The sequence below is a fragment of the Acinetobacter sp. BWR-L5 genome, assembly GCF_039655985.1.
GTDB classification, from domain to species: domain Bacteria; phylum Pseudomonadota; class Gammaproteobacteria; order Pseudomonadales; family Moraxellaceae; genus Acinetobacter; species Acinetobacter johnsonii.
In genome coordinates this window covers 243247-256140 of the sequence record NZ_JAGFEV010000005.1, presented here as the reverse complement: position 1 = coordinate 256140, position 12894 = coordinate 243247, and the positions used below count along the sequence as shown (strand labels likewise).

Here is a 12894-nt window from a genome sequence, read left to right as displayed (position 1 = left end):
GGCACTAGACCCTATTTTTTGAAGATCTAAAATTTATTTAATTTTCTTAAATAAGAAGTCGTTAATCTTATGACCTTCTTCGAGTCCACGACGTTCAAATTTAGTTTGTGGACGCCAGTCTGGACGTGGGTAACTGTTACCTTTACCTGCCATATTTTCAAGATTTGGACGGTTATCGAGTACATCAATCATCCACTCTGCATACGGTTCCCAATCTGTTGCAGCGTGGAATGTGCCACCCATTTCCAACTTTTGCTCAACCAGTGGCATACGGTCATGGGAAACGAAACGACGTTTGAAGTGACGTTTTTTCTGCCACGGGTCTGGAAAGTACAGTTGCACAGCGTTAATGCTGTTATCTGGCATTTCACGTAATACTTGAATGGCATCGGCATCTAAAAGACGAAGATTGGTTAAACCTGCAATTCCAGCTTCATACACACATTGCGCAATCCCCGGAACATGCACTTCAATCCCGACATAGTTACGTTCAGGGTTGGCCTGCGCCATCAAGACCAATGAACGTCCCATACCAAAGCCAATTTCAACCGTGAGCGGACGCTCTGGATGTTCAAACTGCTGGCGTAGGTCACCTACAGGGTATTCCAAAATCATGTGACCATATTGTTCAAGCGCAGTGCGTTGCGAGGTGTTCAGCGGAGATGAACGACGCATAAATGTCACAATTTCGCGGTGTTCATTTAAGTTGTCTAGCTCGACGACTTGCTGGTCTAATTGATCATTCGTCATAATTTTGGCAGATGTAGAAATTCGAAAGCGGTATTGTAAGTCCTGAGCAGGACAAGTCAAATTTTTTACTCAGAATTTATTAAATTCAGCACCACCATGTTTGCGCAGCCTAGAAACTGTCATCATTTATTAATCATGATGTAACGAATAAAAATTAACCTGCCAGCTGATTTAACCAACTGATAAAAAAATGATGAAAAATTTTAAGCCACAGATATTAAGCCTGAGCCTGATTTTGGCGGGTTGTTCCTTTCCTGCCTATGCACAGTTATTGTTTAGTCAGTATGTAGATGGAACTTCAAATAAGAAAGGATTGGAAATTTATAATCCAGATCCGACGACGGTCAACTTGGCAGAATATCAGATCAAGCAATACGCAAATGGCAGTAGCAGTGCAAATTTGACGGTGAGTTTGACAGGGCAATTGGCAGCAAAGGGGCATTATCTAGTCGGGCATTCTGCTTTAAAAGAAGCTCTAGGCGATACGGTGCAACAGCAGGCGAACTTAGCTTTCAATGGTGACGACACTTTGGTGCTTTATCATAATGGCGTTGCGATTGACCGCTTTGGTACAGTGGGCGAAAGACCAAGCACTGGATGGGGTAGTGTTGCAACAGCGAATAGTTTTAAACGTACATTATTAAGTAATAATGTATCCAGTGCAGGGATTGACGTTACCGCACCATTTGATTTGGCATCGGCATGGGAAAAATGGTCAGACCGAAACGCATTTTCCAGTTATCTGGCTGGAAGTACGGCACCGCCTCTAAGCACCGTGAGCTGTAGTACGACAGCTACCCCAATTGCGACATTGCAAAATGCAGCGCAAGATGCGGAATATGTGGTAAAAGGCGTAATCACTGCTGATTATCGTTATAACAATGGTTTCTCAGGTTTCTTTGTTCAAACCCCAGATATTCAAGCCCAAGCCAATACCAGCAATGCGGTGTTTGTCTATATTCCATCTTCAAGTAGCGTGACAGGTGGGCAAGTCGGGCAGGAAGTCATTTTCAAAGGCAAGTTAAAAACCTATCAAAACCAATTACAGCTTCAAGATTTAAGTAGCGATATTAATGTATGTAATCCTTCGGCAAGTGATTGGGTTAAACCAATGGCGATCAACTTGCCCTTTGATAATTTGACTGAAATGTCAGGCCATGCACCGAAACGTTATCAAGGCATGTTGGTCAATATTCCTCAAACCTTAACGGTCAGTGAAAACTATAACTATGGGCGTTTTGGAGAACTGGCTTTAAGCCCCGCGCGTTTATATATCCCAACCAATCTATATCCTGCCCATTCAACCGAGGCCAAAGCACTGGCACAACAAAATTTACGTTCTAAACTCATTTTGGATGATGGTTATAACAATCAGAACAGGACGCCATGGTTGCCAACGACCTTTAGTGCTAAAAACACCCTACGTACAGGTGCACAACTGCAAAATGTACAAGGCATTTTAGAATACCGCTATAACCAATGGCGAATTCAACCTGTGCTTGGGGCAACAGCGCCACAAGTCTTAGACGCGACAAACCCACGTGCAAGCGTTCCAGCAAAGGCTACACAACAAGTTCGTGTTGCAGCATTTAATGTACTGAATTATGACAATGGTTTGGCACAAGGTTTTCCAACTGAACGTGGTGCAAGTTCCGAAGCTGAGTTTAAAAAGCAACATCAGAAAATTGTCAGTGCATTAAAAGCGATTGATGCAGATGTTTATGGTCTGATGGAAATTGCCAACAATGGTTATAGCGAGCGTAGTGCAGTTGCTTATTTAGCTCAAGCGCTGGGGAGTGACTGGAAATATGTAACGCCTCCAAATGCTGACAAACTCGGAACCGATGCGATTGCTGTTGCTATTATTTATAATGCTAAGCGGGTCAAACCAATCAATGTTGCAGCGGTCTTTGATGACCAGAGCCAGAAAAACCGAGTCACGATGGCGCAGACCTTTCAAGCCTTATCAGGCGGGAAGACTTTTACAGTTATTCCGAACCATTTGAAGTCTAAAGGTAGCTGTCCAGAGGATAAAACTTCAATAGAGGCCGATCAGGGCGATGGTCAAGGTTGCTGGAATCCAACCCGCGTTAAAGCGGTACAAGACTTAATGCAGTGGGTCACGAAGAATCCAACACAGGTCAGTCAGCCGAATGTTCTACTGTTGGGTGATCTGAACAGTTATGCCAAAGAAGATCCCATTTTGGCACTTGAACAAGCCAACTATAAAGTGCTTTTAAACGATGAAAAAATTGGTCAAGGGAAAACAGCGTATAGCTATGTTTTTGGTGTTGCCAGTAATACTCAAGGTTATGGTGGGGCAGGCAACTTAGACCATGCGATAGCGGATGCAACGCTTTATCCTTTAGTGAAAAAAGCATTTGCATGGCATATCAATGCGGATGAGCCGACGGCACTGGACTATAACGAAGAATATAAAACTGAGGAGCAAATTGCTGCATTCTATGCGGACGATGCTTACCGCTCTTCTGACCACGATCCTGTGATTGTGGATTTAGACCTAAACGATGCAGGGGTGAATGAAGATAAAAAAACCAGTGCGGGGAGTACAGGGCTGTGGTCTGCTTTAGGATTAATTAGTTTGGCATTGTATAGCCGTTTAAGACGACGAAAGAATCTGCCTTAGGTAAATTGCATCGAAAATAAAAGGGCGTTGTCGCCCTTTTATTTGGTCTATGGTTTCAACTTTATGAACTGATGCGGTCAATAAGCGTGTTACTGGCTTCATTTAAACCAATGACTTCGATCACAATCCCATGCGCTTGGAATTTTTCCACTACCGCATTGAGCATATTAACTGAGGTTATGTCCCAAATATGTGCATGGCTGAGTTCAATTTCAACCTTCTGAATGTGTTCGTTAAAGTCAAAAAACTGAAAGAATTTCTCTGAGCTGCTAAAGAAAATTTGACCACTCACCACATAGCGACGAGTATGGTTATGCAGTTCAGACTGAACATGAACCGTACTTTCCAGCTTGTTAATGAAAAATAATGCGGACAGTAAAACTCCGACAAAGACACCCAAAGCAAGATTATGTGTGGCTAAGACAATGATCACGACACTGAGCATCACTACATTACTTTGTAGCGGGTGTTTAGCGATGTTTTTAACTGAGTCCCATTGGAAGGTTGTAAATGCCACCATGATCATGATTGCAACCAGCGCTGCCATTGGAATATAGGACAGCCAGTCTTTAAAAAACACCACCAAACACAGTAAAAACACACCTGCCACTAAGGTTGAAAGTCGAGTACGTGCACCTGAGCTGACATTAATCGCAGACTGTCCAATCATGGCACAACCTGCCATACCGCCCATAAAACCGCTTACAATATTGGCTATGCCTTGTCCACGGCATTCTTGATGACGGTCACCTTCAGTACCTGTGACTTCATTCACTACTGTGGTGGTCATCATGCTTTCAAGCAAACCGACGGTCGCTAATGTGATGGCGTAAGGGAAGACAATTTGCAGCGTTTCAAAGGTCAGTGGAATATCAGGCAGTAGAAAAAGAGGTAAAGTATCAGGGAAATGACCTAAGTCACTGACCATACGCATATCCGTACTTAAAAATAGTGCTAAGGCGGTCAGGACGAGAATACAAATGAGCGGTGAAGGAATGGTTTTCCCTACTTTAGGCAGATAGGGAAACAGATAAATCACAGCGAGGCCAAGAGCGACAAATGCATAGCCCCAGTAATTCATTTGGCTGAGCTCTGGAAGTTGTGCCACGAAGATTAAAATCGCCAGTGCATTTAAAAAACCATACACCACTGACTGCGACACAAAACGCATCAGTTTGGCGACTTTAAAATAACCTGCAATGATTTGAATGACCCCAGTGAGAATGGTTGCCGCCAGTAAATACTGTAAACCATGCTCTTTGACCAGCGTGATCATGAGTAGGGCCATGGCGCCTGTTGCTGCTGAAATCATGGCTGGACGACCACCAAAAAAAGCAATGCTCACTGCGATACAAAAGGAGGCATACAGTCCGACTTGAGGGTCTACACCTGCAATTGCTGAAAAAGCAATAGATTCGGGAATCAGTGCAAGTCCTACCACTAAACCAGCAAGAACATCGGTACGAATGTTAGAAAACCATTCATCTTTTTTAAAGCTAATCACAGATCAAATTCATTTTAGGGTCAAGGGGGCTATGATAAAACAACTCTGTTGCAAATTGCAGTGTTGTTGTACTTGAAAAAAAATGTGAATTAGACAATATTCAATAGGCGAACGAATGATTTTTCGTTTACGCTTTTTTGCAATTTACAGGTTTTGATCACTTGAAAGTTTGTTAGAAGCCATTTAAAACAGAGAATAGAGTTATAACAAGGATCAGATATGAAGCTTTATTATGCACCGGGTGCGTGCTCGCTTGCGGCGCACATTATCCTCAATGAAATTAATGTTGACTTTGATTTAGTCCGAGTAGATTTAAAAACACATAAAACAGAAAAAGGTGCTGATTATTACGAAATTAATCCAAAAGGATATGTCCCCGCTTTAGAGATTAATCCAGGTTTGATTCTGACTGAAAATGTAGCCATTTTGCCATTTTTAGCACAACATGATCCAAAACAGGATCTTATTCCGCCATCAGGTTTGGGGCGTGCCAAAGTTTTAGAATGGCTAGGTTATTTAAACTCTGAATTGCACGATGCTTATGCTGTTTTCTTTGGTGCGCCATTAGACGCTGTTGCTAAAGAAAAAGCCTATGCAGAGATTGATCGTTTACTTAGTTATATCGACAAACAAATTGGTGAGTCGGATCATGACTATTTGGTTGATGATAATTTTGGACCTGCAGATGCGTATTTATTTGTCCTCACCAATTGGTCAAATGTCATCGAACATGATTTATCGCCGTATAAAAATATTATCTTTATCCGTAATAAAGTGGCTGAACGTCAGTCTGTACAAATTGCAATGCGAGATGAAGGTCTAATTCCTTAATTTTGATGCATTGAAGAAGCGCCGAGAGGCGCTTTTTTATTACTCTAAAGTTTATTGTTGATATTTAGTCAATAATATTTTGCAGATTCACTACTTTTTAGCGCTGAACAGAGTCTCTATAGTGCCTACATAGATTTTGGCTTTTAGGCTCTTCCAATGAAAAATATTTTATTAATTAACGGTGCAAAAACTTTTGCACACTCGAATGGTCAGTTAAACGATACCTTAACTGAATTTGCACAAGAGGTCTTGTCAGGCTTAGGACATCAGGTTCAAGTAACCCGTGCCGACAGCGAATATGATGCAAAAGTTGAAGTGGAGAAATTTCTGTGGGCAGACACCGTGATTTACCAAATGCCAGGTTGGTGGATGGGTGCGCCGTGGACTGTGAAAAAGTATATCGATGATGTCTTTACCGAAGGGCACGGTAGTCTGTATGCCAATGATGGTCGCTCACGTTCGGACGCTTCAAAAAAATATGGTTCAGGCGGTCTGATTCACGATAAAAACTATATGCTGTCGTTGACATGGAATGCGCCAATGGATGCATTTAATGATGCTGAACAATTTTTCCATGGGGTTGGGGTCGACGGGGTTTATTTACCTTTTCACAAAGCCAATCAATTTTTAGGGATGCAAACCTTACCGACGTTTATTGTCAATGATGTGATTAAAGCACCTGAAGTTGAAGCCTATATGGCACAGTACCGTGAGCATTTGACGCAAGTTTTTGCTTAATTGGGAGATGCGAGTATGTTAACTGTCATTGCTGAAATCATTTGTCATTCAGAGCAAGATTTTAAAACGGTTCTTGATTCATTCAACAACATCCGTGAGCAAGTATTACAAGAGCCCGGTTGCCATCTCTATGATGTGCATATCGATCATCCTGCTGTTGAGAGTGCATTACAAACCAAAGTACCGTTTTCAATCATGATGTATGAAAAATGGGAAAGTATGCAGCATTTAGAAACACATATGCACAGTGTCAATATGCAGCAACATGCTCAAGCAACCGAAGGGGCAGTTGCTCATGTGCAAATTCGTATTTTAGAAGCGCAATAAGTGATGCATATGAGTTTGACAGCGCTTTTCTTCGCTCCGTTTATTTAAACTCCAGTGTTTCATTAAACTGAACCTGTTCGAGTTTCAATGCATAACGCTGTTTTAATGTTGACCATTGAACTTTGACAGGTTGTGTTGTTTCAGCAAACTCATTTTCACCTGTTGTACTTTTTACTTTGCCTGTCATAAAGTTGATACTTCGCGCCGTGATGTCGCCTGATGCACGGTGGAAATCATCGACATCATAACCAATCAGTTTAAATGCACGGTCTTGGTATCGGAAGGTATACGTGTGATTGGTCACATACCACGAACCACAGCTTAACCAGTAGTGCAGATGAACTTTGAGCACGCCCTTTTGAATACTTAATGCTTCAGTCTCACCGAGTGGATCAGCGAGGCAAGGGGACTCTATATCGCCTTCTGTCGGCAAAGTAGTATTAGTCGCCGCAAGTTGATAACCATGCGTTTGCTTCAATAAAACCAAAAGCTTTCGTTCATTGATATTGAGGACATCACTCCCTAAGCGATCATTTTTAACAATATGTTCAGGATTGGTGTCTTCAATAATCAGGGCAATATCCGCTTGACCATCTTGGTTTAAATCGCCTTGGACTTTTTCTAAAATCTTCCAGTTTTTTGGTACAAAAGATTGGTAACTTACTTTGAGAGTCGGTTTTGCCTCTACTTTGGCCCAAGCATTGCTTGTGAGTGTTATGAAAAATAGGGCATTGACTATGTGTGTTGGTCTAATCCATTTTTGCATGGGCATCGTTTCCTCTCATTTTTATATGGTTATAGATGTTTGAAGGTGGGTATTGCTGAGTGTATCAAAGCGTGTGGCGAAATGTCCCTACAACCTAGGTCATCATAAAGTGTTGTCCTAGTGTTCAGATAAATAAAAAAGGACTCCGAAGAGTCCTTTTTTATTGCTTAAAACAGATTAAGAGATTATTTAAAGAAATAACCTGTTTCTGGTGAGCTTGCATTGGCCATACGTTTGCGAGGCATACGACCTGCGAGGAATGCTTCACGACCCGCTTCAACTGCTTTTTTCATTGCAGAAGCCATTAAAATCGGGTGTTGAGCTGCAGCAATCGCGGTATTCATCAACACGCCATCACAGCCGAGTTCCATTGCAATGGCTGCATCACTTGCAGTTCCCACACCAGCATCCACCAACACAGGCACTTTGGCATTTTCTTTAATAATAGAAATTGTGTGTGGATTCAAAATTCCTAAACCCGAACCAATCAAACTGCCTAAAGGCATGATGGCAACACAGCCCATGCTTTCAAGCTCATGTGCCACAATTGGGTCATCCGAGGTATAGACCATGATTTCAAAACCATCGTCAATCAGGGTACGTGCCGCTTTCAATGTTTCGGTAATGTTTGGATACAGCGTTTTTTCATCACCGAGTACCTCAAGCTTGACCAAGTTATGACCGTCTAATAATTCACGCGCTAACATACAGGTACGCACGGCACTATTGGCATCAAAGCAGCCTGCTGTATTTGGGAGAATGGTGTATTTTTCAGGTGGGACCACGGACAATAAGTTTGGTTGGTCGGGGTGTTGACCAATATTGACCCGACGAATAGCAACAGTCACGATTTCTGCGCCACTGGCTTGAATGGCCAAATCGGTTTCTAGCAGGTCCTTATATTTACCTGTGCCCACCAGTAGACGAGATTGAAATGATCTAGAACCAATGATGAGAGGGCTGTCTTGCATGTGAACTCCGTATTAACCGCCACCGACGGCATGAATAATTTCAATTCGATCCATTGCACAAATTGGAGTGTGTTCCAATTTACTTTTACTAATAATATTTTCATTTTGCTCAACAGCAAAACGTTTGCCTTCAAGTGCAAAGGTTTGCACCAGTTCAAGCAGGTTTTTACATTCGGTGTGCTGTAGTTCGCCGTTTAAATAAATCTGCATCGTGCTCATCTCTAGTTGTTTACTTGGCATATTTCATGGCATTCCATGCCAGAACCAACCAACCTGCAATCATCAATGCACCACCAATCGGGGTAATCGCACCTAGGCCACGCGGTAAGCCCAATGCCATGACATAGAGGGAACCACAGAAAAAGAAGATGCCGATTTGAATCAGTAAAAAGCTGGTTTTGATGGGAAGTTGAGGAATAACTTTGGCCAAAATGCCGAGCGCCAGTAAACCAAGCGCATGGTAAAAAAAGTAATCAGTTGCAGTTTGCCACCAAGCCAATTGGGCTTCAGTAGCACGTGCTTTGAGACCGTGTGCGCCAAAGGCACCTAATATAACGGCAAACGCTAAATTCAGCGCTGAAATCGCAATCCACATATGCAATGCTTTACTTATATCACTGTGCGCAACAAAGTAGCATATTTTGAAGAAAGGTTAAAAGACAAAAAGCCTCATTTATTAGTAAAAAGAAAAGGGCATTTCGCCCTTTTCTGTATTGGTATCATCTTAGTTCGATGACATCGCCACTTTAATTTTTTCCATGGCATTTTTTTCAAGTTGACGAATGCGTTCGGCGGAAACATTGTATTCAGCAGCTAGTTCGTGCAGTGTCGATTTTTCATCATCTAACCAACGGCGCTGTAAAATATTACGCGAACGGTCATCAAGTTGTTCCATCGCATCATGCAAAGCATTGGTGCTCTGTTCTTCGTAATCTTCTTCTTCAGCCAAACGCGCTGGGTCATAGCGGTTATCTTCAAGATAGAGCGCAGGTGCAACATGGGTTGAACCTTCATCGTCATCATCGCCTTGAGCTTCAAACGCTGCATCATAAGCAGTTAAACGACCTTCCATTTCTAACACCTGTTCAGGTGTTACATTGAGGTCATTCGCAATCGATTGCGCTTCTTTTAGAGTGAGCTTTTTAGACGATTTTTTTAGACTACGTAAATTAAAGAACAGTTTACGTTGTGCTTTAGTCGTTGCAATTTTGACAATACGCCAGTTACGAATCACATATTCGTGAATTTCGGCTTTAATCCAGTGTACCGCAAAAGAGACCAAGCGTACGCCCATGTTTGGGTCGAAGCGTTTAACAGCTTTCATTAAGCCCAAGTTACCTTCTTGAATGAGGTCACCTTGAGGTAAGCCGTAGCCTGCATAACTGCGGGCAATATGAACCACAAAACGCAGATGCGACATGACTAGAAGTTTAGCGGCATCGAGGTCTTGGTCATAATAGTAGCGTTCAGCTAGCTCTTTTTCTTGTTCCGCTGTCAAAATCGGGATTTGGTTGACAGTACTAATATAAGCGCCCAAGTTTACACCTGGTGCCGATAATGACAGGGGCATCAATTGATTGCTGCTGTCACTCATGTGTTCTCCTTAGGGATTTCATTTTTACCCAACAATTGAATTTATCTTAATCCAATCTTCCACTGAATAATGGAAAATTGGGTATAGAAATGTAAACTTTTATGCAAATGTGAATAGACTTAGTGTAATTGAAAAGAATTAAGATTCAATGAAGTAGTGAAATTCATGCTCATTAATTTGTTTCAAAACGCAAGTTAAATGATGGATTTCGCAATAACGCGTGATATCGATCTGACTGTGCGGATCAGACGATTTTAATAGAAAATGCTGCGCTGGACTCTTCTTAAGTGCGCGTTTAAGCAACAACAGAGGCATAGGACATGGTTGCCCCATTGCATCAATAATGTTGGTATTTTGTTCGATATCACTCATATAGCTAAGGAAGGCTTTACAACATTTAGGTGGGTAGAAATATTAGCAAATTCAGTGCCAAAACCCAAATATTTCATGCTTTATAGGCCTATAGTCGCTATATCTAAAATTACAAATAACTAGTTAAAAAATATGCTGAATTAAAAAGACGATTAATCAAAAAAAAGGGTATGAATTGTTTTTAACCCATGTTAAGCTCGTCGCGTACTGGGATTTAACACAACCATAAATTGTTTTAAAGCCTATTTTACAAATGGATGTAACCGGGATTTTGTTAATAGTTATACAGAATGATTACAAGCTTAGAAATAATAAATATTTTTAAACCTTGTTTGGTCTGCTGTTTGCAACACCGGGTGGTCCTTCTTTTAGATACAATGAGGATTAACTTATGACAGCTCGTGAACAAGGCGTAGTTAAATGGTTCAACGACACTAAAGGCTTCGGCTTTATCCAACGCAATGGCGGCGACGATGTATTCGTTCACTTCCGTGCAATCCAAGGCGACGGCCACCGTTCACTACGTGACGGCCAACGCGTTGAATTCAGCGTTGTAAAAGGTCAAAAAGGCTTCCAAGCTGAAGAAGTACAACCTTTAGACTAATTGTCTGAACGTACTTTAAAACGCCCCAATGTAAATTGGGGCGTTTTTGTTTATACTACAGATCAATTTTCGTGATTTTTCGTCAGAGCGCACTTATATGTCATCAGGTTTTGAAACCTTAAATTTACATCCTCAACTTAAACGAGCTATTGATGCTTTAGGTTTTAAGGATATGACGCCTATTCAGCAAAAGGTTTTAAAATTCACTTTGGCGGGACACGATGCAATTGGTCGTGCGCAAACAGGGACTGGTAAAACAGCGGCATTTTTGGTGAGCGTGATTAACGACTTGCTGAATAATCCAATTCAAGAGCAGCGCTACCGCGGTGAACCTCGTGCCTTGATTTTAGCACCGACTCGAGAGCTTGCACTGCAAATCGAAAGCGATGCGAAAGAACTCACAAAATTCTCAGATTTACATGTCGTGACGCTTTTAGGCGGCGTTGACTTTGATAAACAAAAAGCACAACTTGATAAAAAACCTGTCGATATTATGGTGGCGACGCCAGGTCGTCTGATTGACTTTGTTGAACAAAAAGAAGTTTGGCTCGACCAGATTGAATTTTTAGTGATTGATGAAGCCGATCGCTTATTAGATATGGGCTTTATTCCTTCAGTCAAACGTATTGTTCGTTTCTCACCGCGTAAGGAACAACGTCAGACTCTGATGTTCTCTGCAACGTTTAGTTACGATGTTTTAAACCTTGCGCAGCAGTGGTTGTTTGAACCTGTAACTGTTGAAATTGAGCCAGAGAAGAAGACCAATGCAGACGTTGAACAACGGGTGTACATGGTGGCAAAGTCTGATAAATATAAATTGCTACAAGACATTCTGCGTGATGAGCCCATTGAAAAAGTGATGATTTTCGCAAATCGTCGCGATCAAGTGCGTAAGCTCTATGACAACTTGAAGCGTGATGGCTATAAAGTGGTGATGCTGTCAGGTGAAATTGCACAAGACAAACGTTTGAAAATGTTAGATCAATTTAAAAATGGTCAACATAACATCATGATTGCAACCGATGTTGCGGGACGTGGTATCCATGTGGATGGTGTATCGCATGTGGTCAATTTCACTTTACCTGAACAGTCGGATGACTATGTGCACCGTATTGGTCGTACAGGTCGTGCTGGTACGCGTGGTGTGAGTATTAGTTTCTTATCTGAAGATGATGCGTTCTATCTACCCGAAATTGAAAAAGCCATTGGGCAAAAACTGCCACTGACACGTTTAGAAGGCTATTGCTAATCGTTTGAAGTGATTGGTGTAAAAAAACCGCTCAGATGAGCGGTTTTTTATGGCATCTTTATTTTGCTTTACAAGAAAAAGTCAGGATTGTTTGATAGTCACTGTCTTGATTAATGCCTGAGTTTGTACCCGAAATAGAACCCAGTACAGATGCGGCTGCTTGGATCATTTTTCCAGTTTCGTCACTTACAACGCCTTTTAAAGCACCTTGATATTCGGTTTTTTCATCACTCACAATCGCTGTTGCTTTAGAGCCACACGTTTTAGCTGCTGCTTCAATGGCGTTGTTTTTTGCAATCAATGCAGTTTTCCCAATACCTGTAACTTCGTATTGATTGTCAGCTTTTTGGATCGCTAAAGAGTTGCTTGGTGTCGATGCGCAAGCGCTTAGAAGTAGTGTTAGTGCTGCTGCTCCAGCAATAGCGATATTCTTTTTCATTTCATACCCCAGTCATGTTTTATTAAATCATTGTTTATTGGAACATAGCTTGTAGGATGAATCATGTAAGAAATGTATGAAAAATGCAGTCTTATCGAACAG

Annotated in this window: 15 protein-coding genes; 6 read left to right on the top strand and 9 right to left on the bottom strand. The window is 41.6% G+C overall.

Annotated features, from left to right (window positions below):
* Positions 1–33: 33 nt before the first annotated feature.
* The gene (gene trmB / locus JZ787_RS11105) at positions 34–750 is read right to left on the bottom strand and encodes a tRNA (guanosine(46)-N7)-methyltransferase TrmB (protein ID WP_005400603.1); all 717 of its coding nucleotides are present in this window, start codon (positions 748–750) and stop codon (positions 34–36) included.
* A gap of 193 nt (positions 751–943) precedes the next feature.
* Between trmB and JZ787_RS11100 the strand changes: the two genes are divergently transcribed.
* On the top strand, positions 944–3397 hold the full coding sequence (locus tag JZ787_RS11100; protein WP_346312353.1) for an ExeM/NucH family extracellular endonuclease: 2454 nt from the start codon (positions 944–946) through the stop codon (positions 3395–3397).
* Positions 3398–3458: 61 nt separating this feature from the next.
* Here the strand turns inward: JZ787_RS11100 and JZ787_RS11095 are convergent, their stop codons facing one another.
* Complete coding sequence (locus tag JZ787_RS11095) at positions 3459–4901, bottom strand: SulP family inorganic anion transporter (protein WP_346312303.1); 1443 nt, start codon at positions 4899–4901, stop codon at positions 3459–3461.
* A 219-nt stretch (positions 4902–5120) separates the two neighbouring features.
* Between JZ787_RS11095 and JZ787_RS11090 the strand changes: the two genes are divergently transcribed.
* The 3 genes from JZ787_RS11090 (at position 5121) to JZ787_RS11080 (ending at position 6797) form a co-directional block, all read left to right on the top strand.
* Complete coding sequence (locus JZ787_RS11090) at positions 5121–5732, top strand: glutathione binding-like protein (RefSeq protein WP_183174866.1); 612 nt, start codon at positions 5121–5123, stop codon at positions 5730–5732.
* Between the two features lie 156 nt (positions 5733–5888).
* Positions 5889–6470: an NAD(P)H-dependent oxidoreductase gene (locus tag JZ787_RS11085; protein WP_346312302.1), complete on the top strand. Its 582-nt coding sequence runs from the start codon at positions 5889–5891 to the stop codon at positions 6468–6470.
* A 15-nt stretch (positions 6471–6485) separates the two neighbouring features.
* Positions 6486–6797 (top strand): antibiotic biosynthesis monooxygenase, encoded by a 312-nt coding sequence (locus tag JZ787_RS11080; protein ID WP_178927663.1) that lies wholly within the window; start codon positions 6486–6488, stop codon positions 6795–6797.
* A gap of 40 nt (positions 6798–6837) precedes the next feature.
* On the opposite strand, the gene JZ787_RS11075 is transcribed toward JZ787_RS11080, so the two are convergent.
* The 6 genes from JZ787_RS11075 to JZ787_RS11050 form a co-directional block, all read right to left on the bottom strand.
* Positions 6838–7563 (bottom strand): hypothetical protein, encoded by a 726-nt coding sequence (locus tag JZ787_RS11075; RefSeq protein WP_346312301.1) that lies wholly within the window; start codon positions 7561–7563, stop codon positions 6838–6840.
* 185 nt (positions 7564–7748) lie between these two features.
* Entirely contained in the window at positions 7749–8534 is a 786-nt protein-coding gene (locus JZ787_RS11070) for a thiazole synthase (protein ID WP_346312300.1), read from the bottom strand.
* A 12-nt stretch (positions 8535–8546) separates the two neighbouring features.
* The gene (gene thiS, locus JZ787_RS11065) at positions 8547–8744 is read right to left on the bottom strand and encodes a sulfur carrier protein ThiS (RefSeq protein WP_004696245.1); all 198 of its coding nucleotides are present in this window, start codon (positions 8742–8744) and stop codon (positions 8547–8549) included.
* A gap of 19 nt (positions 8745–8763) precedes the next feature.
* Positions 8764–9129 (bottom strand): DUF423 domain-containing protein, encoded by a 366-nt coding sequence (locus JZ787_RS11060; protein ID WP_062033855.1) that lies wholly within the window; start codon positions 9127–9129, stop codon positions 8764–8766.
* A gap of 129 nt (positions 9130–9258) precedes the next feature.
* A complete protein-coding gene (rpoH, locus tag JZ787_RS11055; RefSeq protein WP_004982243.1) occupies positions 9259–10128 on the bottom strand; it encodes an RNA polymerase sigma factor RpoH in 870 nt (289 codons plus the stop codon).
* A gap of 138 nt (positions 10129–10266) precedes the next feature.
* Positions 10267–10500 carry a sulfurtransferase TusA family protein gene (locus JZ787_RS11050; RefSeq protein ID WP_004696251.1) on the bottom strand — a complete coding sequence of 78 codons (234 nt, stop codon included), beginning with the start codon at positions 10498–10500 and terminating at the stop codon, positions 10267–10269.
* A 391-nt stretch (positions 10501–10891) separates the two neighbouring features.
* Here JZ787_RS11050 and JZ787_RS11045 point away from each other — a divergent pair, with 391 nt between their 5' ends.
* Together JZ787_RS11045 and rhlB are read left to right on the top strand one after the other, a co-directional pair.
* Positions 10892–11104 (top strand): cold-shock protein, encoded by a 213-nt coding sequence (locus JZ787_RS11045; protein WP_004648643.1) that lies wholly within the window; start codon positions 10892–10894, stop codon positions 11102–11104.
* Between the two features lie 97 nt (positions 11105–11201).
* Positions 11202–12353 carry an ATP-dependent RNA helicase RhlB gene (rhlB, locus tag JZ787_RS11040; protein WP_005400612.1) on the top strand — a complete coding sequence of 384 codons (1152 nt, stop codon included), beginning with the start codon at positions 11202–11204 and terminating at the stop codon, positions 12351–12353.
* A gap of 58 nt (positions 12354–12411) precedes the next feature.
* On the opposite strand, the gene JZ787_RS11035 is transcribed toward rhlB, so the two are convergent.
* Complete coding sequence (locus JZ787_RS11035) at positions 12412–12792, bottom strand: hypothetical protein (RefSeq protein ID WP_004982234.1); 381 nt, start codon at positions 12790–12792, stop codon at positions 12412–12414.
* Between the last annotated feature and the right edge of the window lie 102 nt (positions 12793–12894).